This window comes from Runella sp. R0.1_18, from assembly GCF_057652155.1.
Genome location: NZ_JBYFCK010000023.1, coordinates 55,414 through 81,564 on the forward strand (window position 1 = coordinate 55,414; position 26,151 = coordinate 81,564).

The window sequence follows — 26,151 nt, forward strand, 5'->3', positions numbered from 1 at the left end:
ATGAAAGAGTTATTAGAATTGGAGAAACAATTTCAACGCGCTAAATACTTAACATTTACTGTAGTAGCAGGCTGTCTTACAATAGCCCTTGCAGCAGTCGTACTTTCTCTAAATTACGCCCACAATTTTTCAAAACGCATTTTTATTTTGAATCGGGGCGTTGCCTTAGAAGCCTTTTCAGGAAATGTGATGGACAATCGCGCTGCTGAAGCCAAACATCACGTTGCACGTTTCCATGAATTATTTTTTACCGTTTCACCAGATCCAACATCTATAGAAACCAACGTTAAAAAAGCCTTTTTCCTTTGCGATGAAAGCGCAAAAAAACTGTATGATAATTTGCGAGAACAGCGATTTTACGACCAAATTATAACGTCAAACATCACACAACGCGTTAATATTGACTCTGTTAGCATTGATTTACGCTATTATCCATACCCTGTGGTAGCCTATCTAAAATTAGTGCAAGAGCGAGCAACTGCACGTAGTACCCGAACCCTTATTACCCAAGTTGAAATGGTGGATGTTAATCGTTCCGATGCAAACCCCAATGGTTTTTTAATGAGAAACTTTAGGGTATATAGTAGCAGTCAGCCAATCGAAGAAAACATTGTAAGATAATGACCTCTAACCAACCATCAAGACTGGGGGAAGTAAGTGAACAATTGCAAGCCAGCAAAAAAATAGTCGCACTTTCGCTCATCCCAGTACCCGTTTTAATCATTATTGGTCTTCTAGGTTACCAAAAAGACTGGATAGTAAGCACTGAGCCAGCTGTACCAGAGACACCCCTAAGTTTACAACCGCCGTCTGCCAATCTCAAGGAATTTGATCACCAAAATAAGTATGCCTCAACCCCCAACGGGATTACCGTATCTGGCAGTTTACTCGACGAAACAGCCAATCAAAACACCCATAAACTTACAGGTACTAACCCCGAAAATGATGGTTGGGGAGAAAACACTTCAACTCAAGTGTCAACCGTTGAAAAGCAGGTCCAGAAAAAGGAGCTTTTGGGTATGTATCAGCAGGCTCAGAGTCAGACAATTGGAAGACAGAACTCAACTATCCAGTCATTGTACAAAAACGCAGCTGCTCAAAATGAGATAGAAGACCCTACAACGAAGGCAGCTAATGAAGAATTAGTAAAAACACTTCGTTTTAATAACAAGCTACTCGAACAGCAAGTATCGGGCAAAGCGCCAACGAGTATCGACTTAGAAAACTGGAGAAATGGTTTAAAAGAACGGATACACCAATATGAAACACCCAATATTGATACAATGTTTCAAACGCCACCGTTGAATGATAAAATGGGTGAAACTAAGTTGAAGTTATCAACCGAAAGGATAAATATTCAGGCTAATCATGCTCGCAACGGATTTTATGGTTTAGGTGGCAAAAAAATGGATACTGGTATTGCCAATCCTAATACCGACGCTCAAACAATTCCTGCTGTCGTTCACGGAGAAGGTGAGGGAATAACGGTTGAAAATGGGATGTCCATTTTGATTCGGCTTACCCAGGAAACGCAACTTATCGTTGGCAAAAATAAGCTAAAACTTCCTATCAACAGTCTCATTTCAGGAAATTGCTCCGTAAATGGTGATCGGTTAAAAATTATCGTAACTAATATTCGGGTCGAAAATAGTTTATACCAGATTCATCTCATTGCATTTGATTTAGACGGGAAAGAGGGACTGTATGTTCCAAGTTTGCAAGAAAAAACAAAAATCGCGCAAAGTCTAAGCCAATCGGCTAGTGGGAGTGTCTCGCCTTATATGTTTTTGCCACAGGGCAATGTAGGCCAGCAAGTAGGGGCTCAAGTTGCTATCCAAGCCACCAATGCAGGTTTTAACGTTGCACGTGGACTTATCCAACAAAAAATGTCCCAGCCGAAAGTTACAATTAAATCTAATCACCGCATTTTACTGCGTGTTCGTTCCTAATACTTTTATGAAAACCTTCATTTTTTTACTTATTGCGGCAGGGTGGGGGAGGAGTTGCTTAGGTCAACTACCCGATACCTCTCGTATTTTTGTTACGGCAAATCCCTACTTGTTACCCATTTCCAAAGCAGCCATTAAAGGATCATATCCAATAGAAGTCGCTTATCAAAAAACAACCCACATCATTTTTCCTGCCCGAATTAAAGATTTTGACGCAGGCTCCGACGCTGTAATCGCCCTCGTTCCTGAAAATGTCACCAATGTTTTACGCGTAAAAGCAAATATCAAAGGGTTTGCCGAAGAGACCAACATGACCATTATTACCGAAGATGGCGGTTTTTATTCATTTTTAGTGAATTACAACGAAAACCCAGAAGTATTTAACATCAACATTGCCAACAATCTTCAATCGGATGCGAAAGTTGCTTCTCACCTTGGGATTGGTTCAATCAACCCTTTTAATCAAACGCAAGAGGCAAAACGTATCATTCCGACAAATGAATTGCTATCGTTTTGTCAGAAAGTAAATACAAAAAGTGCGTTCCTCGTTGGCATCGGGATGGTGAAAAACGAGTGTACTGCAATGATTATGGGTGTTTATCGCAAGCAGGATGTTACCTTTTTACAAATCAAACTACAGAATGAGAGCGAGCTCGACTATGAATGGGATTTTATCAAATTTTTCGTCAAAGAACGTCATACAATTAAACGGATGGCAGTACAGAATGAAGAATTGACTCCTCTATATGTACATCCAGAATCTATTCAGACCATTGGTGCAAAAACCGAGCGAAAAATGGTGTTTGCCCTACCCATCAAATCTATTACTGACAACAAACTGATCAGTATAGAAATTTATGAAAGAGGGGGCGGGCGGCACTTGACTTTTGAAATAGATGATAGCGTACTTAATCAAGCAAAAAGTATATGAAAATCTATGTGACTGCCCTCATGTGGCTGGCATTTAATCTTACCTCATTTTGCCAGCAGTTGAAAGGCCAACGGTCCCTCGAAATATCAATAGCCAAAATAGACGGCTTACGGTCAGCAAATAATTCGGGTTTTAACATCGAATTGAACCGTGGAAAAGTCATAGGGAATCGCTTAACCCGTCAATGGGGGATTGCTTACTTAAGAAAAGACTATGCTGTTCTAAAACAAGATGTCCCAGTAGAGACAATGGCCATTCACTTCGCAATGGGCCGAATATTATTTCAGCAGAAAGGAGTAGCAGGACTTGTTACTTTGGGGGGGGTAGGAGGGTATCAGTTGATAAATCGAGGAAAAAGTATTCTTGATAACTCAGCTTATCAACTGACTAATCAAAATAGGCTAATTGTTGGTGGAAAGGCAAAAGTGAGTTTAATCGTTGCTTCTACCATTTCTGTTTTTACTGAAACGCTTTGGTTCCCTACCTCAGATGTCCAAAAATTTCATTTTGCGCTAGGGGCTTCCATTTTCTTTTTCTAATTTCATGAAAATCATCAAGTTTCTACCATTTGTACTACTCATTTTGGGCTGTGATGGAAATCTTAATGTGGCTCCGTTAACCCCAGCGCTCGAATCACTGCCTGATTTTAATTTTCAAATACGCACAGTATCAGGAATCGAGACAATTCGTCAGTCAGAATATCAAAGATTTGAGTTATATGTAAAACAGCAAGGTGCGGAAATTCTTGCTACGGACTACATTTTTGAATTTTCGGTCACTGAATTTGATGGAAACATTGAATTTAACAAGGCTATCTATCGTCCAAACGACCAAATTCGTATTCCATATACAGATTTTAAGAAAGCACTAAATCTGCTTTACTTCAATTATTACCCCATTAAACCAGCTGTAGGAGTACATACAGTGACATTTACGCTCAAAGACACCCAAAAACGCGTAAAGTCAGTTCAAAAGAAAGTGGTGGTGGTACTGTAAATAACCCATCAGAAATTAGGAGTGCTACCCATTACTTCCTCTGTTTGTACTTCAAGTAGTTCCTTAACACTAAGTTATTAATTGTACTTTTAGAAGAATCTTCTAGTTAAAATAGATTACTTTTTCCTAATTTTTTGGGTTAATCAACTAATCTAGTTCGCACATTTTGTGTAGATTTCACGGGTTAAAGTGTAGATTTCACGGAAATCTAGTAAATATATAAAACAGTTAGCACGATTATTGCTAGCTATTTTTCCCGTAGTTCCTTCTAACTTGCATCTTTCTAATAGGCGCTTGACATTCATATGTTTTTTTGCACAATTTTGAGACGAAATTCAATTCTCAAATAACCAAAACGAGCCTAGCTCAACAACAGCCATATTAATTTCTACACTTGAAGGTTATCATCCTTCACACGTCTTTTAGCAAGCGTCAATTAATTCAAAATGTAGGCTAATTATATTTCATGATTATAAATCGAATATGAAAAAAACACTTGTGTACTTGTTTTATATGCTATTTTCCCATTTTTCATATGGGTATAGTCGTTTTTGTATACCAGACACAACACTGGATGTTGAACTTTATACTAATGGCGCTGTTAATTTTTCTCCCCCTTCATTGTTGAATACGGCTAAAGAGCTTGCAAACAAAGCTCAAGGTACAGCTGCTTCCATCATCAAGAAAAGGCAACAAAAGAACCAGAATGAAACCAAAGTATATACCAAAAAAACAGATAAAGGGAAGTCTCACGGAACAACCCAGATTGATGTACCTAAAAATACAAATCTAAAGTTTCAAACTGCCATAGGCGATGTCTCGCTAACTGACCTAGAAGGAAATATAAAAGGTCATGCTGATGGAGGAGGTATTACTCTTACCCGTGGGAAAGGGAAAGTAGAATTGGCCACAGATCGAGGGGATATATTGGTGACAGATACGGAAGCCTCAGGTTTTGTTTTGACTCGAAGTGGCAATATCGTTTTACAGGATGTGAACGGAGACGTCAAAGGAATAGCCCCCAATGGAAAGGTTGTAGTTAAAACAACCGCAAATTTCTTCACAAAACGTAGTGCAAAGGCATTTGCCTTAGATTATGACAACGTAGACCTTGACATTGCTAATGCTCCAGCGGGTGGTGATTTTAAGCTCCGCAAGGGAAACATCGTGATTTCTGAAACAAAAAAGAATGCTCTGGTTAGAACTGAAGAAGGGAACATTGATGCAAAAGCAGTTGGAGCAGGTATTCGAGCTAGTACTAAAAAAGGAAAAATTTCAGTACAAATTGCGACCAATAATAATACCAACGACCCTATTATTATTGAAAATCAAGAGGGTGATGTTGAGCTTCTGGTGCCCAATAACTTTTCTGCCAACTTTAGTATAAGCCTGATTCAAACCAAAAACCTCACAACCCTTTCTCAACTATCAAGTTTCATTGATTTAGGTACAATTACACCACAGGAGATAAAAGACGCAAAGACCAAAGTAGTTTTTAGTCGTGAAACACAAGTCACAAAAACTATAAAAAACAGTCGACGTCCTGTTCAAATCCGTGTAGTTAACGGCAATGTTTATATCCGTAAAATCTAAGTAAAAGCGATTTTTAATAAAGATACGAATGAAAAATTGGATTATTTTACTCCTTATTTTCCACTCATCTTGGGCTATGGCTCAAAAATATTGGGTAGGTACCGTTGATTCCAATTGGAATAATGCAGCAAATTGGTCTCCTAGTGCCCCAAATCCCAATGAGGACGTTGTCATTTATCCAGGTAACCACACACCTATTTTGCCTACGAATGTAAATCTAGGAAATTTACATTTAGACTGGGGCTCGTCTATCAATTTAAACGGAAAAACAGCGACTGTTTGGATGCTTACCTCCACGGGAGCGACTATTTTCTCTAACGGAGGCAAAATAGATGCTGTCCGAACAGGTGCCTACCAAAACAATACCTTTAAAGGGGCCTTTACGCTCAAAATCAACCGAGATGGGACCAATAATTATTTGGGAGCTCAACTTGGAGCAAATACCTATGAAGGTGACTTTACTTTAGAATGTCACACTGGCGATTGGACTACTTATGGAATTTCAAACCAATACGGAGATACCTTTTGGGGTACAACAGTCATTAAAAACATTGGTTCAGGTTGGTTAATGGTAGCCACCAATCCGTCCAGTACCGCCACGTTCAAGAACAATGTGACTTTGTACAATGCCCACTCTTACGAGGGAAAAATCCAAGTAGGTGCGTATGGTGGAAAGATTCAATGTGAAAAACCCATGTTTATAAAAGACGAAACTGTGAGTTGGGGTTCATATGTTACTATCGCTGAGGGTACCTTCCAAGATGATGTAAGTATCGATGCTAAAGTTGGGATAATCGGAATTGGATACCAAAACATTACGGCCTTTAAAAAACAAATTAATATTACAAATCGTAATGGTTGCGTAGTTGAATTTGGTAGTTCAACAGGACAAGTAGTTTTTGAGAAAAATGTTTCGTTTTCAACGGCTCTAACTACTCCCATGACCCGAGGCCAGCTAAAGTTTCAAAAATGTACCTTTGAAGGCGATGCTTCTACCGCCAACAACCCCATTTTATTACAAGTTGATAATATCCCAGGATCATCCACTCCTACAACGTATATTATACTGGGTGATCAAATTACTTTCAATAGACCCGCAAAAATTCGAGCAGATTATATCTACTATAAGAATTGTTATTTTGGGTATGATGTTGAAATGGAGCGAACAGGATCATCGAACCAGCTATCGGGAGGCTATGCTGGAGGGTTTTGCCATGGGGGAAGTACTTTTATGAAAAAAGCCGCTTTTATTAATACCTATGGAGATAATTGGATTCTTCAAGGACAAGAAAAGGATATTTTCAAAGACGATGTCACCTTTTTTCAGCAAAGCCACCCCTGGGGTGTATTACGACTATCCTATGCTGATAATACCGTTTATGAAGGCAATGTAACCGTAACAATACCGACAGGGGCTAGTAATGGTGTTTCATGGGGGGAAAGTGGCGGCACCACTCAGTTAGTGTCAGGTAAAACACTAACAGTCAATAGCTTAGGAAACGGATGGATAAGTATCGCCAATTTTAATCAAATTGGAAGTAGCACTAGACATGCTTTGAATGTATTGGGGAGTAGTCTGTACATAAACAATAGCTCTTTTTCTGCCCCTCTTATCGCCGAATGTAGTCGATTGTTTGTAGCTAATTCTACTTTTAATCAGCCTTCGTTTACCAAAGTTGGGAATGGAATCGATGTTAGCAACGGAGGCAATACGTTTAAAAGAAAAGTCTTTATTAAAAATGCCTCCTCAACGGGTCAGATTCAATTTGCAGAACAAAATAACACAATAGTTGACCCTTAGTGGGGCTAAATTAACTTGCCCTTAACCATTAATCATTCATTGAGGTTAGTGGGGGCTATTGTGTACCAACATACTACTCTTTACATAGTACAAACGTATTTCCATATATGTCGTCTTCTATCAAATCTTGGATTCAGGCATCTTGCCTGTGTACTTTCTTACTTCTTGCCGCATTTGTGGCACAAGGCAAAGAGAAGATTGAAACTCCTCACAAACGAGTTGAAGGTAAAAGCATCATCCCAACGTTACACGTACCTTGGGTGTACCGGAATCATCCAATGCTGTCTAAATCATCGCTTCCTCTCAGTTTAGACCCAATTCGTTTTACTCTACACGCTAATAAGCAAATTATTACGATAGGTGAGGAAGTAGAAATTACAATTTCTGCACAACTCTTGGATATACCAGCAAGCGCATTTTTTATAATTGAAGATCAAAAAGCATTCTCACTAAAACTTCTTCTCCCTCAAGGCTTTACTCAAACGGGTGGAGATTACCAAGAATATATCGGAGGAAAACTTACCACTCCTCACAGTTCATTCACAAAGCGTATTCGAGGAATATTTACTTCTTTACCCGAAAACCCATGTTTTGTTCTTTTACGTGGAGCTTATAATGCCAACTCCTCAAGTATATTTGAACAAAAGCAAGTCCTATGCCTTAGTAAAAAGACTACTCCAAAAGCCACTCGGGAAGCCGATTGTGTTTCGCCTTGGATTGCAATACAGAATAAAACATGTGGTACAAATACCTATAACCTCAATGTATCGGTAAGCCAAGAGGCACTCTTAGCTTCAAACGTAGGACAAATTTCAGGAACGGCACCCAACTATACCATTACAAACATTCCTCAAACTTCAGAATTAATACTGACAGCTACCAATTGCGACAAACAAGTACAATTAATTTTGCCCGTCTCCCCCTGTCAAAGCTGCGCTCCTCCTACTTTAACCGTGGGAGTCCCTAATTGTGGCACTACCACTTACTCCTTTGGTGTTGACATGTTTGACGGTGTTTCATTGACGACCAATTTTGGAAACTTAACAGGCTCAGCCCCCCATTTTACTATCAATAATATTTCACTGGGGCAAAATATCACACTTACTGCAACAGCAGCCAACGGCTGCCAATCTCAGGTTATTGTTTCAGGCTCAGCTTGTAGTAGCAATAATAACAGTGGACAATCGTGCACATCACCAGTGCTTACCCCAATTAGCCCACAAACGATTTGTTATGGCGGTGCTTTTTACACAGTAACTACAAGCGTAACCAACAATGTTGAAGTAAATTACCAATGGTACAACGACAACGGCCCTGCAAATAATAATACTAACCTAATTGTAGGAGAAGAACGAGCTAATTTAAGGACTTTTCCGACAACTCCTGGCATCTACAAATACAAAGTTGTCGCTACTTCGCCAGTCAGCTCATCCTGTAGTTCTTCACAAACCGTAATATTGACTATCAATCCTTCTCCAAGCCTAACTTCCGCAGCGGGCAGCAATCCAAGTTGCGTACCCAATTTTGGGGGGGCTATTTCGGTTGCAGGAACTGGCGGGACTTCCTTCCTATATTCTAAAGATGATGGAGGCAATTGGGTGGATTTAACAGGGGCTAATGCGCAAAACGAAATAAATCGTAATGCCATGCTTTATGCTCCCCAAAATGATGTAGCGAGAGTAAAAATCACCCTTGAAGAAGGTTTTGGACTAGGCCCAGGTGGGGAATACACAGGCCAAATACTGAATCAATCTTCTCCTCCTACGTTTGAAGGATTGGCAGCAGGGACATACAATATCCGTGTCAAAGACGAAAATGGTTGTATTTCGGCTCCTACGGCTGTTACATTAACCAACCCCAACGCCCCTGCTATCTTCAACGTAACAGGTGGCGGTGCTTGCCTACCCAACGGAGCTCCTATCAACCTGAGTGGGTCTGTAGTAGGGGTAAACTATTACCTCCTTCGAAACGGCATTGCAGTAACGGGCGCGGTAGCTGGTACAGGAGGAGCATTGTATTTTGCGAACCACTCAAATGAAGGGACTTATACTGTTGTAGCTTCTAGTGCTTCAAGTGGCTGTAGTGCCCAAATGAACAATAGCGTGGTAGTCAGTAGTGGTACTCCACCAACTGCCCCCACCAACAGCGAGGGAGATAAGATGTATTGTGCAGGGAAGCTCAATCTACTTGGTGTTTCTGTAGGAGCGGGTCAAACCGCAGACTGGTACTCAACCCCAACGGGAGGTACACCACTGAGCGGTGGTACTGGTGTCGTAAGTTTTGCTCCTCTCACAATAGGAGTCTATTATGTAGAAACACGCGACATAGCTACTAAATGCAAAAGTACGACGCGTACTCCAGTGACATTATATGCTGCGCCTACACTTTCTATCACTGGCTCATCGTCGATTGGATGCGAAAACCCTACGGCACTTTTAACTGCTGAAACCAGCTCAAATTTACCTTCAAGCATCCCCGTAAGTTACGCTTGGAAAATGGGTTCAAATAGCACTATTGTGGCAACTACCCCTACTTTCAGTGCTGCCCAAGAAGGCACTTATACCGTATCTTTGTCCTATGAAGGGTGTACACTTTCTTCTTCTAAAACAGTAAGCAATTTAGACCCTGAAATAACTCTTGCAAGTACTGCAAACTTAGCTTGTGTAGGTGACTTAAGTTTAACGCCTACCATCACCAATACAAACGCCAATACCAGCTATGAATGGAGTGGCCCCGATGGATTTACCGCTACTACTTCTTCGGTAAATGTCTCTAAATCGGGCACATACACTATTTTAGTAAAGAAAAACGGGACAATTCCTTGCGGTGCAAAGGAGATATTTGTAGGAGATCGTCCTCAGACTCCTGAAGCTCCCGAGTTGATTGCTACTGAATTGAGTATTGACCCCGAAAATGCCACCACACTGATTGCGAGGGGGTGTCCTACTACCGTACGTTGGAGTTACATCTCCAACGACCCCGTCGAGCCTAGTACATCCCCAATAAACCAAGATCCTCAAACCGCAAATACCTCCGTTTCTATTGTAGAATCTGTAACAACGCCAGAATTACCGCTTTCATTTCAAACCACCTCATTTCAAACATCGGCTACTTATACCGCTTCGTGTATGGGAGCATGTGGGTTGAGTACAAGTTCGTTACCAATCACGATATTCAAAAATATCTGTGGAATTAAAATTGAGGCAGATAAAAAAGCAGTAACGCCTAACACTCCTGTGACTTTGGTTGCTCTATCGTGCGAACCAGCCAACATTACTTGGAGTACGGGTCAAACAGGCACTCGTACCATTATTGTTTCACCTTCGACAACTACTACCTATTTTGCGGTTTGTCAACTACCAACAACGGGTAAAAGCTGTAGTAGTTCTGTTGAAATCAAGGTTTCGTCCAATGAGTGTCTTTCTAATTTTAACATCACAGCCTCCTCGACCTCAATCCAAAAGGGAGATGTCGTTACATTAACTGCCTCTGGATGTACAGGTAGCCTGAATTGGTCCAACGGCGTTCAACAGAGCACCATCATCAAAGTTTTCCCTACTGATAATGTCAGTTTCTATGCAACCTGTACCCAAAACGGAAATACCTGTTATTCCAACACTATCCTCATTCAAACCCAAAAAACGAGTTGTCTTACGGCATTATACTCAAGCGGAATCCGATTTAATAAAGACCATTGGTCAACAAGTATATTGCCTTCCGGTTGCGAAAACGGCACCTTAGTATATTCTCATCAGGGAATGGTAAAGCAAGCTTATAAATCGGGTTCAGCTTATCTACTCAATGAAGTGACCGGCAGCATCACCGTTACTGCTGTCTGTACCATGCCCGATGGAACAACGTGCGGCAAAACGCTGACCATCACTTCACCTTCCAAAGACTGCAATAATTTAACCCTCTCGGTGGATGCTCAAAACAGAATTTCGGCTTCAAATGGTGAACCTTTTCTATTGACCGATGAGACAGGCAACCCACTCAATCAGACGGCCTACACGTCACTCAAAGTGCCGGTCTCGGTAAAAGACAGGTTCTATACCGCTACTTTCGGGAACGGTTGCAAAGCATCCATTAAGGTGCCTGCTTTCAACTTTACTATCTATTGGAGAATAAATGGGGATATGTTTGATGTCAGTAACTACACCAACGACCCAAGCAGTACTTTCAAAATTACCATGGAGCCTTTGGACAATAACTGTACGGGGCAAATCATCTGGACTAACGATCAAGATCCTGCATTCCGCTATGAAGGCTCAACGCTGGTATTCCAAAATTCATACATTGTATCAGGTGGGATAGGCTTAGGCTTGCCTTTCCTACCCATGCCGGCCGTAACGACCACTTACTACGCCAGCTGCTATCAAAACGGAGTATCTTACCCTGCCACCAACGCCAAAACGTTGGTCGTCAACACCTTGGGTGGATGCCTTACCGTCACACGAGATGCCTGGCAAATTACCCATGGCAGCGCTATTACTATCCAAGCTTCGGGATGCTTAGGACAAAACACGTGGACTTTTAACGGTACTGCCGCAGGCACAGGCAATACCCTGACTCATACCCCCGTTTTAAACAGTACTCCAAACAATGCTACTTATACAGCAACTTGTACCAACCCAGCTTGCAGCCAAACAGTAGCATTCAGAGTGCAGCCTTGCCAATTTAGCATTTCTGCCCCCAAAAACCTCGTCAAAATGGCCGAACCGCTGCTGCTCTCGGCCAAAGGATGTTCGGGGGGAGTTGTGGTATGGAACACGGGTGAAATAGGCAACAGCATCACCGTCAAACCGCTTACGGCCACCACCTACTCGGCTACCTGTGTCGTCAATAGCCAAACCCTGTGCCAATCCAACAGCCTTGCTGTTGATATTGATAATCAGTTAGCACCAGACATAGAATGTCCATCCAATTTTTCTATATCGGGGCCAGCTACCTTTGTAAAGTGTAGTCAATCAGCCATTACAATCACGCCTATGGGTTGTCCTGTTGGAAGTACTGTAGTGTGGCAAAACACAATAAGCAAGGCCAACAATGAGACTTATACCTTTACTCCACAGGTTACTACTACTGTTACGGCCGTTTGCACCACCCTCTATGGCGATAAGGCTACGGCAACAATCACCATCAAAGGTATCAACAAAATCATAGCTGATCCAGCCGAGGTTTATGGGGGCTATCCTGCCATACTGAGGGCATCGGGCTGTAAAACTAATGCCTGTACGGAAGGCACTTACCGCTGGACAAATACCAAAACAGGCGCAACATTTTCGGGAAGTAGTGTTACAGTCAAACTCTCCGAAGCCACCACCTACACCGTCAGTTGTGTTGAAGGGGGGGAGACTTTGCAATTACCCGTAACGATTAAGACCTCAGACTGTAATGCTTTCCAAAACTGTTTTATAAGTAACCAGACCAATGCTACTCAAGAAGGTATTAATGCTTGCGGATGTGATGCTAAGTACCCCATTTATTGGTATAAAATTGAACAGAGAATAAATATTTTGCCAGATAAAAAGTACGAATATACTTCAGGTGCTAATCAAAGGTCAATTCTTGTAACAAGACCCCCTGACAATGTAATAGAATTTTCAGGTACCCTTTTAAAAAATTCTCAGACAGATCTTTACGAGGTGTATTGTGCTAACAGCAAAGGTCAATTGTGTACTGGTACATGGACTGTTTATAGCCCTTATGGATATATTCCATTCCTAGGCAACACTTCAGCTCCATTGGGGGTAGCTTCTCCGGAACCATGCAATGGCAGTTTGAACATTGAAAAAGGCCGCTGGTTAAGTTATGCTAAACAGATAGGCCAATTGACCTCTGATTTTTGTGCGGGAAAAGTAGATTGGTTTCACCAAGGAGAAAAAATAGCTACTCTGACTTCCAATGCTACCTACGAATTAAAAGTAAACGACAGGAGCGATACGTATGAATACTACTGTTATTTTAGTGCCACAGCGCCTCCTTGCAGTGGCAGTATTCGATTTGAAGATTATGCTCGTAGCCCAGGAGATGATGAAGGTCTTCTTCGCCTCGCCACCACCACCTCTGAGCAGGCCACGCTAGCGTGTGCGCCAAGTTATCCGCTCAAAGACCTGCTTGCACCAGAATTTGCGAGCTTAATCTGTGCTCATGTAGAACTACTCAAAAACCCCGATGGCAGTATGTCATCGGCCAAAGTAGCAGCTTTCTTAACAGCTCTCAAAACTAGCGTAAGCACGAGATATGCGGCTAGTGGTATTACGGTGAGCTTCCCTGCCGATGATGCTGCCACCATAGCTGCCATCATGGCTCAAAACTGCACCCAAGCAGGGCAATTGTTGGCTGCACCAAACACCGCAACCGTTACCCCTACCCAGTTTAATACCGTCAAAAATGCTACGCATCCACTTATATTACAGGATTTGAAGCCTGTACTCATTTCGGAATGTAGTACCCCTCAACTCCCGCCAACGATTGAGCCCTTTACTACTATTTCGAATGGACGGGTTGCTGCCCTTGACCCCAACCGTTACTTTATTGCCCCCGATGGCAGGGCTGTAAAACTCCCAACTGGGGCTAAACCCGAATTCTTTAATTTCTCAATCCCTTATTTTACTCCTCCTAAGGGTACACTACAGGGAATAATAACATCTGATGGTAAGCGCTACTTTGCAGATATTGCCATTGGTTCAGGTACCTTCTTTGGTTATCGTCTTTGGGAAACCCCTCTTAGTTGCCCAGGAGTGTATCTTGATAATGTCGTTAGTCTGTATGCCTCTGTTGCCTCACAACCCGCAGTGAATGTCTATTATATCAAAGACTACAAAGCCAACGGCCAATGTGGCTATGAGTTTATAGCAAGCCAATATAGTTTTGTACCTACTCCCAAAACCATCATTGACTTAGCTCCGCTCACGGGCACTCCTGCTGAAAGATGGACAAAAGTTTGCCCCACTGAAGAAATCTACGATTTTTACGGAAACCAATTTAAACTTACCACCACCAACGGCAGCATCACCAAAGTACAAGGCACATGGCAAACTTTTGGCAAATGTCCAACTTGCCCATCCATTGCTGAGCAAGCCCTGCAAAATGCCTTAGCTAAAGTGACGGGCACACTTACAACACAAACAATTGTTGTTCCTACCACTACCAAAACCTACGGCACAGCAGGCAGCATTGAATACTCAGAAATGAAGCTGTTGGATTTGCTCAAAAACCTATCAAAGACCTACAACAGCCTCGTGGACCAAGCCAAAGTACCCGAAGCCGTTTGGCAGCCCCAAGCAGACCTACCTGCTGAGGACAAAAACTTCTTTGTGCAAGACGGTACTGGCATGATAAGCGGGGCATTCGACCAAGGTATTGAGGAGGTAAAAGACATTCCCGAACTGGTAGGAATGGGGCTAAAATTGGTATCTGACCCACAAGGAGCTTACAATCAACTGTCCACATTTGCCCAAAATATGGACTGGGAAGTTGCTAAGTCATTAGCTACCGAAATTGCGAAATCCACTGTTCAATATGATAATTTCTCAAAAGGCGGACAGTATGCCCGTTATGGAACTGGCCGCGTTGGGGTTGTAATCGTCAAAAATATAGCCACGGTAGGAGCCGCTACACTTACTATTGCCAAAGCAGTAGCCGACGCACCAGATATTTTGAAGTTGTTTGGCAAACTTCGCAACAAATTAACCGACCAAAGCAAAGTCATACTTGATGCCTTACAACAAGACTTGAAAGACATCAACTTCAAAACATTGATGGAAGGTGCCGATGGTGAAAACCTCGTGCAAGCTTGGGAATTATTGAAAAATGGTCCCAACAAATTACGAGAAGTGTATTTGCGTTACTTGTCCAATCCAGATGCAAAGAGTGCGTGGAATACAGTTAAAAATGCCAACATACAAGCTCAATATCCTAACTTGCCGTTGGAAAATATTACGGCAATTTATCACTATACAACTAATGCCTATTTTGATTTGAACGACGCACTCAGAAATGGGTCTTTAAGCGACTATTTTCGTTCTTTCAATGATGTTTTGAACGAATCGTTGAGTAAATTGCCAAAATACACACAAACTACCTACCGTGGAACAGCTATTTCAGAGGCAGATGTTTTGTCTAAATACAAGACCGCATTTGATAATGGTACGTCGAGCATAGAAAAAGGGTTTTTATCCACAAGTAAAGATTTTGATATAGCACAATCTTTTGCTGATGATGTTTTGGAGGGAGACAAAGTACGAGTATTTTTTACTATTGAAGGAAAGAATGGTGTTGATATAGAAAACATATCAGCTTATGGCCCTACTTTTAATCCTAATTATAGTGAATCTGAAATTTTGTTTAAAAGTGGTTCGCCATTTAGAGTAACAGGTTTCGTTGAAAAAGTAGATTCAAGAGGAAAATATTATGATATAAAACTAACCGAATAAAACTATGGAATATCCGAAAGAAACAAATGAAGAATTCTCAGTCAGAATGGATAGATTGAGAAAAGAGTCAGAAGAACGTATTGCGAAAATGCCTCCTGAACAACAGGTAGCATTAAGAGCAACACAACGGCGTTTTGCAAGAAAATGCCAAGACCAAGCAGATACTGATTTTGTATTGAGAATTAGGGAACAATTAGAAACATCACCAGAATCGATTAGTCCTGAAATTTATCAAGCATATCTGCGTATTTTGGAAAGAGACAAGGAACAAGAAAGAAGAAAAACAGAATAATGACTCACGAAGAGTTTATTCAAAAGCAGAAAGAAGCTCAAGAACATTTTGCAAAAATGACACCGGAGCAACAAGCAGCTTTCAAAGCAGCAGCAAGGCGACATCATCGAAAAGTGAAAGATGAAATGGAAACCTCTTTTGTTGTTGGTGTCAGAAAAAAATTAGAGGCAAATCCTGATACCGTTACAGAACAAGAATATCAGGAATATCTAAAAGTTTTGGAACGAGATAAAGAATTTACAAGGAGTAACAAGAATTCTGAACAATAGTAAAAAGAGCCTCTTATTTTGAGGCTCTTTTATATCCCACCCACTACCAAAACCTACGGCCCAGCAGGCAGCATTGTTTACTCTCAGATGAACCTACTGGATTTGCTCAAAAACCTATCAAAGACCTACAACAGCCTTGTAGATAAAGCCAAAGTACCCGAGGCCGTTTGGAAACCACAAATTGACCTGCCAGCCGAGGATAAGAATTTCTTTGTTCAGGATGGTACTGGTGTAATAAGCGGCTCTCTTGATGGTGTGGCTGGCGGGCTTACCGATAAAGCTCAATTGGTTGGCTTGGGGTTAAAATTAGTCTCTGACCCTGAAGGCGCATGGAATAGTTTAGTGTCTTTTAAAAACAGTTTAGACTGGGGTAAAGCAGGTATCATCGCCAAAACAATGGCGCAGGGTATAGTAGGCTATGATGCAACTGAATTTGAAAAAGGAGGTATTTATTCTAAACATGCGACAGGAAAAGTAGCTGGTACAATTACGTTCGATATAGTCACAGGCGGCATTGTACTGAGTATGGTAAACAAAGTGCCAGATTTGTTAGAATTACTCCGCAGAGTCATCCAAAAACTCGAAGATGCCAACTGGTCAAAAGCGGACATTGATGCTTTCACGTGGGATTTTCAAAAATCAGAAGACTTACTTAAAAAATTCGACGATGGAACCCTTGATCCCAATGCGTGGAAGGTTTTGAAGGATTCTCCCAATTTTAGAAAAAATCTTAAAGTCCTCGAACAAATAACAGCTTTGATGAAAAATCAAAAAGCCATAACTTTGTTTGACGATGCTGCTCAACTCTCGACATCTCTCAATAAGTTAGCCAAAACTTTTGACACACAAACTTGGCCCAATAAACTTAATTTTGAAGATGCTTTAGCCCAGCTCAACAAAAGTATTGATAATTTTCAAGGTATTACAGGTTTTGATGAAAGCCTCAAAAAAGCCATAAATAACAGCAATGCTTATGTGCAGGATGGGCTTTGGTTTTCGTTGAAGGACATGGACAGATTTAGTGCTACCGACATCAAAGGCATAGATTTATCGTTTGAAATAGATGAACTTGGCAACTCGCTGCCCTGTACCAGTGCCAATGGTAAGTGCTTTGATGTAGAACTTATTGGCTTAAGTCCTCGATTTATTGAGTACAAGAGCGTACAATACTTTAAGTTGAGTAGTGGTAAGCTATCTTTCAACTTGGGGCAATTAAAAGCTTATCTTGAAAATGTTAGCAACCTTTCCGAATTAAACTATGTTTTCAACAAAGCCAAAATAGCCGATCCTAAAAAGTTTATGAAAACTATTTTTGAAGAAAATGCAGAGGAAATATTTAACGCAGGAATTTCAAAAGTTTTTTTTAACAACATAAAGTTAAAAGATGGGTCTAATGTTACAATAAACTCTTGGCAAGAATTACAAGGGTATTGTGCAAGTGTTGATTTTGAGAAATCCAGTTTATTTGATTTTGTAAAATAAATTTGTTATGATGCTATTAAAAGTGCTAAAAAATGTATTCAGATTTAGGCTAATAAATCATGTTGTATATTATTATGCTGAAAAATCTACGATTCTTCAAAGATATAATATATCTAAATTTCAGGAGAATGAAATGGTTTTACACTCAAAAATTAAAGATATATTTGTGTTTAAAGATAAAATTCTTGTTACATCTGACACCAATAAAGGATATTGGTTAGATGGTGGCTATTTTGAAGAAATAGAAAATTTCAAATTTGATTCAGTATCTGAAAATTTAGAGTTAGGTGTTTCAAAAGATATTAAAAGTTACTATCCTGTGGATATTGAGCATACAGTTTTTAGTATTTTAGAGGAAAAAACTTTATGGAAAGGTAGTTTTTCAAATTTAAGATTTGAAAACGACCTATTATTTTCAAATCTCAACCATGGATTTATTTTATTTAACCCTAAAACAGGCGATGTGCGCTGGCAATATGATGTACCCTCAGAATTTGATTGGGTGAGTGAACTATATATCAACCAGCCCGAATATCACAAAGCAGAGATTCAGCGATTGATAGGTATCTATCAGGGTATTTTGTGGCTCACGCTCAACAATGGGCGGCTGTTAGGCTTAGATGCTGAAAGTGGGAATTTGGTGTATAATATTCACCAAGTGAATCAACACGGCAATAATCTACAACGCCCAAATCTTGGTCCATTTTGGGGCAATTATCTACAACTTGATGCTGAGAAAGGAGTTTTGTTTGGGCTTCGCAATCATTATTATTATGAAATAGATTTAAAGGCCCCCGACGAAAGTTATTTTTTGTACGATATTTCAGAAAGTTGTAAAACATGGAAAATAGAGGCGGATGTAGCGGGGTATGAATGGTCATGGAAAAGAAACGAAATTTATTTTGGTCAAAATTTTAGTGATGGTAACAACTTAGGGATTTTTGATAGAAGTAAACATGAAATAATATGGGCAACCCGCCTCCAAAAAGACAATGGACAGGCCCGAAATTTCAACAAAATTGAGTACGCCGATGGCAAGATGTATGCCTTAGACCAGTCACAAACACTACATATTTTTGAGAGAGAAAGCCCTGCAAGCAGCACTTGCAAAAGTGACAGGGACGCTCACCAAAGAGACAGTAATCATCCCAGCTACTACCAAAACCTACGGCACAGCAGGCAGCATTGAATACTCAGAAATGAAGCTGTTGGATTTGCTCAAAAACCTCTCAAAAACCTACAACAGCCTTGTAGATAAGGCCAAAGTAGCCGAGGCCGTTTGGAAACCACAGGAAGACCTGCCAGCTGAGGATAAGAATTTCTTTGTTCAGGACGGTACTGGTGTAATAAGCGGCTCTCTTGATGGTGTGGCTGGCGAGCTTACCGATAAAGCTCAATTGGTTGGCTTGGGGTTAAAATTAGTCTCTGACCCTGAAGGCGCATGGAATAGTTTAGTGTCTTTTAAAAACAGTTTAGACTGGAGTAAAGCAGGTATCATTGCTAAAACAATGGCGCAGGGTATAGTAGGCTATGATGCAACTGAGTTTGAAAAAGGAGGTATTTATTCTAAACACGCGACAGGAAAAGTAGCTGGTACAATTACGTTCGATATAGTCACAGACGGCATTGTACTGAGTATGGTAAACAAAGTACCTGATTTGTTAGAATTACTCCGCAGAGTCATCCAAAAACTCGAAGATGCCAACTGGTCAAAAGCGGACATTGATGCTTTCACGTGGGATTTTCAAAAATCAGAGGACCTACTCAAAAAGTTTGACGATGGGACTCTTGACCCGCAGGCGTGGAAGGCGTTGAAGGATGGAGGTATAGATGTTGCCAAACGTACTGCTCCTGAAATTTTGGAAACAATGACAAGACATTTCAAAGATGCTGATTTCTTGACCAAACTTGGGGGAAGTGTTGAAGCTGGCAAAGCCAAATATGTGCAAATCGTCAAAGAATATGCAGGAAAATGTTCGACATGTGGAAATCAAGGGTATAAAAATCTACCCGATACGCCCGACTTATACCTGAATATGATGTTTGCCTACACCAAGAAATTTGGTGGAAATGACATAGACGGTTTTGAAATACCTACTTTCAATGGGCAGCCATTCAGCCAAGATGGATTTTATCACATGATGAACCACATGAATGCCAATGTTGACCCTTCAAAGGTCAAAAAAGTAGATATGACCTTTGAAGATGAATTAGGGAATTCATTACCTTGCAGAGGAGGAAGTGGAGCATCTTCCTGTTTTGATGTACAGATGAAAGATGGTGAAATACCCAAGTTTTATGAGTACAAAAGTGTAGGCACGGTAAATCCTACATTGAATCAATTTGTAGCTTATTTGACTAATATAAACTCTCTTTCGGAACTACGCTATATCTTTAACGCTACCAAACTAACTTCTGAACAAGCAAAAACGGGTATGAAGGCGTTTTTGAGTAATAACGCCCCGAATATTTTTAAACGAGTAGAAGATGGAGGTATTGGACTTGAAAAATGTGTTACATTATTTGGTGTTGATAACGTAACCGACTTTAGAGCCTTGATTAATACTGCCTCTGGTTTTGAGAACATTTTAAAATTTGTTGAAACAAAATGAAAAAACTTAAAGAAATTAACTCGGTATCTTCTTTTAAGATTTCGAATAATAAGCTTTTTTTTGATTCTCAAAAGCAACTGAAAATTTTTGATTACGATTTCATTTCTTCGATAGCTATCGACGACGATTTTCAATTACGAGAAGTAAAAGATAGTATTTGTATACTTTCAGATACTAACGAGCCAAACATACTCATATATTCCAGCTTACGTAAAAATATTAGGTTGAATAATACCAGTTTTTTACACTTCTGTAATAAGAATATTTTACTGTATGATAGGGAAATCAAAGCTACCATCTTTTACGATGCTGTCGCAAATTGTGAAATAGGAAGAATAGAGGAAAGGTTGGGGAATAAGATACATTGTTTTGAAAATTTTGTAGTTGCAAATCCTATTTTTGACAATACTAAATTAGTTTATTATTCTACCAACACCTTCAGCAATCTCTGGCAGTACGACTTACCCGAAGGGGTTTATAATTGGATAGATGGTAGTGGGAGGAATACTAAAGGTGAAATAGAACGAATCATTGGCGTTTATGAGGGGGTTTTGTGGCTATCTCTCAATTCAGGTCGGTTATTGGGGCTGTCGGTAAAAGATGGGTTTTTACTTTACAATATTTCACAGCCCAACTTATACCCACAAGGTTATGTTTTCAGAGAAGAAAACAAATATCTGTGGTATGGTCGGCATTGGCAATTAGATACTGAAAAGGGTGTCCTGTTTGGGTTGACGAGTTGCTACTATTTTGAATTAGACCTCAATAACCCCAATGAAACCTTTGCCTTTTATGATATTTCACCGACTTGTGAACAACACCACATCAAAGCAAATATGCCCGTTTTGGAATGGTCATGGCAAGGCGACGAGGTATTTTTTGGAGATACAGATTTTAAAAACCAACCATCTCATGTAGGCATTTTCAATCGAAAAACTCGCCAAATCACCTGGACAAGTCGAGAACTGGGCGAAGATGGCATTTTTAAAGGTATTAACAAAGTGGAGTATCAAGACAACAGGCTCTACGTTTTGGACCGAGCCAGTACATTACATATTTTTGAGAGAGATAGCCCCACCAATTAGGTGGGGCTTTGTTTATGTCTTTCCAAGACCATGGCGCAGGGCATTGTAGGCTACCTACGCTATCATGGCTCAAAACTGCACCCAAGCAGGGCAGCTATTGGCCGCACCCAACACCGCAACCGTTACCCCTACGCAGTTTAATACCGTTAAAAATGCTACGCATCCGCTTATATTGCAGGATTTAGCCCCCAAATGCGATACGCGCATACCACCCGACGAAGAAATGCCAAAGGCCCTCATCAATGGCCGACCCGTCAAACTTCCCATAGGGGCATATCCTAAGTTTTTTTCCTTTGACGGTGTACGGTGGGGCATTCCGCCAGCTGGTACATTACAAGGGTTTTTCTACAACAACCAAACCTATTTTGCCGATATTGAATCGGGTACACAGCAGTTCAATGGCTATCGTACTTTTGCAGGTTCCTGTGACAAGCCCGACCCCAACCTGTTTTATGTAGCCCCAACTGGCACACTTCAAAATGTCTATTATTTCGAGCGGTATTTCAGTAGTGCCACTAATACAGCCTGCGGCTACCGATTCATTGAAAGCACCTATACGTTCAACCTTAGCCAAGGACCAAACAGCAGCGTTGCTTTGCCGCTCCTTACTGGCCACTCTAACAACGAACTTATCCTGCAAAACTGTGGTAGTATGGTGCTCCCAAAAGCTTGGACAATTTTCAGAGTAATTTAAGAAAGAATTCTACTGTTCATTAATTGTATTTTCTGCTTTTTTCTCACCTTGAATATACCACTGAGCAGGGGTTTGATAACCCAATGACTGATGCTTGCGAATATAGTTATAAAAATGGAAATACTCTGTAAGACCACGCTGCAAGGATAGACCATCTTTATAAGCATGTAAATAGATATGCTCATACTTTACCGTACGCCATAACCTCTCCACAAAAATATTATCCAGAGCTCGTCCTTTTGAGTCCATACTTATTTGTATATCAGCGGTAAGGCAGTTAAGAAATTTAGTGCTTGTAAACTGACTTCCCTTGTCCTGCCCCCGCAAGGCGTAACCATTTACAGTTAGAGAAAATTTCTTAATTTTCACTCTAAAATGGTATGACAATGAAGGCAAAAAAGTTTAGTGAATCTCAAATTGTATTGATATTGGGTAGTGTTGGCAAAGATAAGAGCATTGAAAATATCTGCCGAGAACATGGTATATCGCCAGCAACATTTTATAACTGGAAGAATAAGTATGGTGGTATAGGAACAGATGAACTCAAACGAATGAGAGAATTGGAAGCGGAAAATGCTCGTCTGAAAAAACTTCTGGCTGACAAGTCGCTTGATTATGACATTCTCAAAGAGGGTTACGAATTACTAAAAAAGATGTAAGCCCTTTTATCCATCAGCAGGCTGTTAAGCAAGTCAGTACTGACAAAGAAGTGTCTATACGACGATGCAGTCGGGTATTAGGGCAACGTAGATCAAGTATTTATTACAGACACAAGAGAAAAAACGAAGATGCAGAAATAGCCCAAATATTAAAACAGAAATTGGCAGAAAAGCCAAGTTGGGGTTTTCGATTAGTGTTTTATTGGTGTAAGAATCAAGGAAAAGGGTGGAACAAAAAAAGGGTGTACCGGGTGTATAAGTCCCAAAAACTAAACCTACGAAAGCCCAAAGCAAGAAAAAAGGTTAAACGGGTAGCTATAAATCCATTACCTGCCGAACAAATAAATCAAGGGTGGGCAATGGATTTTTTAAGCGATGTCTTACTAAGCAATGAGAAAAAGGTTCGAATATTAAACGTACTTGACGAGTGTTCTCGTAAGGTACTTTTAGCCTTCGCTGCCACTAGTATCAAAGGCAGAAAATTGGTCAAACTTTTGCAGGAATTGATTATCCAAAAAGGTAAGCCGGCTTATATCAGATGCGACAATGGTCCAGAATTCGTTAGTAGAGCACTGGAAAAATTTGCAGAAGACAACAGCATAGAGATACGATTTTCTCAACCTGGTAAGCCTACGCAAAATGGCTTAGTCGAACGATTAAATGGTACTCAAAGAAACGAATGCCTTAATCTGAAGTATTTCCAAACCGTCCAAGAAGTACAGCACGATTTGGACATCTGGTGGAACTCGTATAATTTTGATAGACCACACTCATCATTGGGGTATTTGACCCCGCAACAATTTATTGACAAAAATCAAAATCTCTACTATAATTTGGTAGCGGCTTAGGGGAGCAGGACACCTGATCTGAATTAAAGATTTTCGGTTTTCCCCATCTGGTTAGAGCTTCTTGTAGCGCTTCAATGCAAAAATCTACCAATAATGTATTTGAAAGTCGCCAACTTAATACAAATCGGCTAAACCAATCTATAATCACACACAGATACAAAAAACCGTTAGCCATTGGAATATAGGTGATGTCTGTTGACCAGACCTGATTAGGAAAGTCTATAACTACGCCGCGCAGTAAATATGGATAGATTTTATGCCCCTCAGCAGGTTTAGACAGATTAGGCTTGGGATAAACGGCCTCCAGACCCATTAATCGCATCAGTCGCCGTATGCGTTTGATATTTAATGGATTTTCAGAGCCAGTTAATTCCTGATGCATTCGTCGAACTCCCATTTCCGGCCGATCAGTAAAAAGTTTATCAATTTGCTGCATCAAGGCCAGATTTTCCCTGGACTCCCCAAGTGGCTGATAATAATAACTTGAACGAGCTAAACCCAACAGGGAGCATTGTTGGCCAATACTTAACTCCGTATGAAAAGGGTCAATCAACCGGCGTAAATCTGCTGTCAACCCATCCGTAATTTTTTTTTCAGATAATCGTTTTCTACCGCACTGGCGGCCCAGTTTTAATTGGCCAATCTGTTGAAAAAGAGGAGCTTCGATTTGCTCTCGTTCCTGAGCTGATAAATCTACATTGCTTTTCCCGGCAAATAAAGAAGGTAATCCTTCGAGTGCCTGTTGTTTCCAGAGAGTGATTTGAGTGGCATGAATGCCATATTCGCTGCTTAATTGGGCCAATGTCTTGTGCCCCTTCAGTGCCTCTAAGACAACTTTTGTTTTGAATTGTGCGTCGTGAACGCGTCGAGATAACTTTGTCATAATTGGACATTTCGTAGTTCTAAGTTAATTGATTTTTACTTATTACTGTTGTCCAGTTTTTGGGGAGCACTTTAAAATGGACGACTGCCATATTATTGACCGTACTTCTATCTGGTTGTTTTGTTTTTGGATACAGCCGTCAAATGAAAATCACTCTTGTCAATAAAAGTGGATTGGAAGTAGAAACGGTTGTTATCAAGTTTTTCAATTACGAATTCCCTACGTATCGTGGAGATTCTATTGTTGTAAAAAATATTCAAAACCAGAAAGTTATGGATGTCTTGTATAATTTGGAGCAAGTAGAAGGATTTTCTGATTTGAGTGGCTTTGTTGCATGATTAATTTGTAATGATTTTGATGGTTTTTGGTCTAATCAATTTCGAGAACAGATTCAGGCAGTTTGCCTTTATTCTTACCTCAACCTTCTGATTGTTAATCAACCGACTTTTTAATCGATCGCTAAATGTAGTTTTCAGACGATACATAGCTGTTTCTGCCATGCTTCGCCGATGATAGCCTGTCTGTTTTTTCCATTCTGAGGAGCCAAAGTCTTTACAGGCAATTACTGCCTGATTGCGCTGATGGGCTAAAATTTGCCCTTGTTTATCCTTCCAAACAATAGCATTCACTCTGGGAGGAATCAGGGCTTGGATTTGACGTTTTTGCAGGTAATCATAGACTTTCTGCCGATCATAGGCACCGTCTGCGGCAACTTTTGCAATTGATAAAGGTATTTGTTCAAGGAGGGGTTCTAGCATAGAAGCATCATCTATGTCATTGTTTGTCACAGATATAGCCAGTATTTGATGAGTTGACTCATCATAAGCTAAGTGCACTTTACGCCAACTACGCCGTTTACTGAGTCCGTGTTGCCTAACCTTCCATTCACCTTCTCCGTATAGTTTTAATCCCGTAGAATCAACCACAATGTAGCCCCCTTGTGAATTAACTGTTGGTGAGGGTTTTGTAGATAATTGGTGATTTAGGCGTGCTTGGCGACGACATAATTGGCTATAACTTGGTATGTGTAAGTTTATGCCCATGAGCTCAATTAGACTACATAACAACCCTTGTGTTTGACGAAAGGCCAGCCCTAAAACATATTTAAGTTGCAATGCACATTCGATACAAGCATCACTGTAACGGTAAGGCGCGCCACGGCGGGGTTGTCCGCTGTAATACCAGTTTTGTAGGGTTTGTTCATCGAGCCAAAGTTGAAGGCGACCTCGTTGAATTAATGCTTGATTATAAGCAGGCCAATTGGTGAGTCGATAGCGAGCTTTAGGCTTGTTTTCCGCCGTCGAAGGAGGAATTTTGCGCTTTTTAGGCGCTTTTTTTACAATCTCAGGGGTGAAAAAGTGTATATTTGGGCGAGCACTGGTTCCCATTGGGATTTATAACTTTGGTGGTTTAGCGATTCCAAAGTTAACAGTGCTTTCTTCATATTGGTCTTTTTATCTGCTATTCATGCAACAAAGCCGATTTGAGTTGTAAAGTGGTTGTAAAATTTAAAGAAGTACAAAGTCAAACGCTTGAACGCTCACTTTTTACCATAGACTTACGGCGAATCAATGCGAAAACTCCCATTATGGTAACTATAAAAAGTGATACACTCCTTA

General features: G+C 40.5%; 20 protein-coding genes and 1 pseudogene. 18 read left to right on the top strand and 3 right to left on the bottom strand.

Annotated elements, in window-relative coordinates; genetic code table 11:
* The 15 genes from traK (at position 1) to AC23P2_RS26680 (ending at position 22,142) form a co-directional block, all read left to right on the top strand.
* A complete protein-coding gene (gene traK, locus AC23P2_RS26610) occupies positions 1 to 621 on the top strand; it encodes a conjugative transposon protein TraK (RefSeq protein WP_487776006.1) in 621 nt (206 codons plus the stop codon).
* Positions 621 to 1,949: a conjugative transposon protein TraM gene (gene traM, locus AC23P2_RS26615; protein ID WP_487776007.1), complete on the top strand. Its 1,329-nt coding sequence runs from the start codon at positions 621 to 623 to the stop codon at positions 1,947 to 1,949. Before traK ends, traM begins: the two co-directional genes overlap by 1 nt.
* Before the next feature lie 7 nt (positions 1,950 to 1,956).
* A complete protein-coding gene (gene traN / locus AC23P2_RS26620; protein WP_487776008.1) occupies positions 1,957 to 2,880 on the top strand; it encodes a conjugative transposon protein TraN in 924 nt (307 codons plus the stop codon).
* Positions 2,877 to 3,419, top strand: a complete 543-nt coding sequence (locus AC23P2_RS26625) for a conjugal transfer protein TraO (protein ID WP_487776009.1) — start codon at positions 2,877 to 2,879, stop codon at positions 3,417 to 3,419. The genes traN and AC23P2_RS26625 overlap by 4 nt, the downstream gene beginning before the upstream one ends.
* Before the next feature lie 4 nt (positions 3,420 to 3,423).
* Complete coding sequence (locus tag AC23P2_RS26630) at positions 3,424 to 3,876, top strand: hypothetical protein (protein WP_487776010.1); 453 nt, start codon at positions 3,424 to 3,426, stop codon at positions 3,874 to 3,876.
* Between the two features lie 483 nt (positions 3,877 to 4,359).
* Positions 4,360 to 5,469, top strand: a complete 1,110-nt coding sequence (locus tag AC23P2_RS26635; RefSeq protein ID WP_487776011.1) for a DUF4097 family beta strand repeat-containing protein — start codon at positions 4,360 to 4,362, stop codon at positions 5,467 to 5,469.
* Between the two features lie 28 nt (positions 5,470 to 5,497).
* Entirely contained in the window at positions 5,498 to 7,270 is a 1,773-nt protein-coding gene (locus AC23P2_RS26640; protein ID WP_487776012.1) for a hypothetical protein, read from the top strand.
* A gap of 107 nt (positions 7,271 to 7,377) precedes the next feature.
* Positions 7,378 to 15,708 carry an Ig-like domain-containing protein gene (locus AC23P2_RS26645; RefSeq protein WP_487776013.1) on the top strand — a complete coding sequence of 2,777 codons (8,331 nt, stop codon included), beginning with the start codon at positions 7,378 to 7,380 and terminating at the stop codon, positions 15,706 to 15,708.
* 4 nt (positions 15,709 to 15,712) lie between these two features.
* Positions 15,713 to 16,000 (top strand): hypothetical protein, encoded by a 288-nt coding sequence (locus tag AC23P2_RS26650; RefSeq protein ID WP_487776014.1) that lies wholly within the window; start codon positions 15,713 to 15,715, stop codon positions 15,998 to 16,000.
* On the top strand, positions 16,000 to 16,269 hold the full coding sequence (locus AC23P2_RS26655; RefSeq protein WP_487776015.1) for a hypothetical protein: 270 nt from the start codon (positions 16,000 to 16,002) through the stop codon (positions 16,267 to 16,269). The genes AC23P2_RS26650 and AC23P2_RS26655 overlap by 1 nt, the downstream gene beginning before the upstream one ends.
* Before the next feature lie 18 nt (positions 16,270 to 16,287).
* Positions 16,288 to 17,751 (top strand): hypothetical protein, encoded by a 1,464-nt coding sequence (locus tag AC23P2_RS26660; RefSeq protein ID WP_487776016.1) that lies wholly within the window; start codon positions 16,288 to 16,290, stop codon positions 17,749 to 17,751.
* Positions 17,752 to 17,758: 7 nt separating this feature from the next.
* Positions 17,759 to 18,940, top strand: a complete 1,182-nt coding sequence (locus AC23P2_RS26665) for a hypothetical protein (protein ID WP_487776017.1) — start codon at positions 17,759 to 17,761, stop codon at positions 18,938 to 18,940.
* Positions 18,828 to 20,363: a hypothetical protein gene (locus AC23P2_RS26670; protein WP_487776018.1), complete on the top strand. Its 1,536-nt coding sequence runs from the start codon at positions 18,828 to 18,830 to the stop codon at positions 20,361 to 20,363. Before AC23P2_RS26665 ends, AC23P2_RS26670 begins: the two co-directional genes overlap by 113 nt.
* Positions 20,360 to 21,448 carry a hypothetical protein gene (locus AC23P2_RS26675; protein ID WP_487776019.1) on the top strand — a complete coding sequence of 363 codons (1,089 nt, stop codon included), beginning with the start codon at positions 20,360 to 20,362 and terminating at the stop codon, positions 21,446 to 21,448. Before AC23P2_RS26670 ends, AC23P2_RS26675 begins: the two co-directional genes overlap by 4 nt.
* Before the next feature lie 64 nt (positions 21,449 to 21,512).
* Positions 21,513 to 22,142 (top strand): hypothetical protein, encoded by a 630-nt coding sequence (locus tag AC23P2_RS26680; protein ID WP_487776020.1) that lies wholly within the window; start codon positions 21,513 to 21,515, stop codon positions 22,140 to 22,142.
* Positions 22,143 to 22,151: 9 nt separating this feature from the next.
* Here the strand turns inward: AC23P2_RS26680 and AC23P2_RS26685 are convergent.
* A pseudogene (locus AC23P2_RS26685) lies at positions 22,152 to 22,457 on the bottom strand (transposase); the annotation flags it as partial.
* 71 nt (positions 22,458 to 22,528) lie between these two features.
* Here AC23P2_RS26685 and AC23P2_RS26690 point away from each other — a divergent pair.
* Both AC23P2_RS26690 and AC23P2_RS26695 read left to right on the top strand, forming a co-directional pair.
* The gene (locus AC23P2_RS26690; RefSeq protein ID WP_487776021.1) at positions 22,529 to 22,801 is read left to right on the top strand and encodes a transposase; all 273 of its coding nucleotides are present in this window, start codon (positions 22,529 to 22,531) and stop codon (positions 22,799 to 22,801) included.
* Between the two features lie 8 nt (positions 22,802 to 22,809).
* Positions 22,810 to 23,649 carry an IS3 family transposase gene (locus tag AC23P2_RS26695; protein WP_487776039.1) on the top strand — a complete coding sequence of 280 codons (840 nt, stop codon included), beginning with the start codon at positions 22,810 to 22,812 and terminating at the stop codon, positions 23,647 to 23,649.
* On the opposite strand, the gene AC23P2_RS26700 is transcribed toward AC23P2_RS26695, so the two are convergent.
* Complete coding sequence (locus AC23P2_RS26700; RefSeq protein WP_487776022.1) at positions 23,603 to 24,532, bottom strand: IS3 family transposase; 930 nt, start codon at positions 24,530 to 24,532, stop codon at positions 23,603 to 23,605. The two genes, AC23P2_RS26695 and AC23P2_RS26700, sit on opposite strands and share 47 nt — an antisense overlap.
* 143 nt (positions 24,533 to 24,675) lie before the next feature.
* Between AC23P2_RS26700 and AC23P2_RS26705 the strand changes: the two genes are divergently transcribed.
* On the top strand, positions 24,676 to 24,870 hold the full coding sequence (locus tag AC23P2_RS26705) for a hypothetical protein (RefSeq protein WP_487776023.1): 195 nt from the start codon (positions 24,676 to 24,678) through the stop codon (positions 24,868 to 24,870).
* Here the strand turns inward: AC23P2_RS26705 and AC23P2_RS26710 are convergent, their stop codons facing one another.
* Positions 24,871 to 25,920, bottom strand: coding sequence for an IS5 family transposase (locus AC23P2_RS26710; protein WP_487776024.1), 1,050 nt, complete (start codon positions 25,918 to 25,920; stop codon positions 24,871 to 24,873).
* Between the last annotated feature and the right edge of the window lie 231 nt (positions 25,921 to 26,151).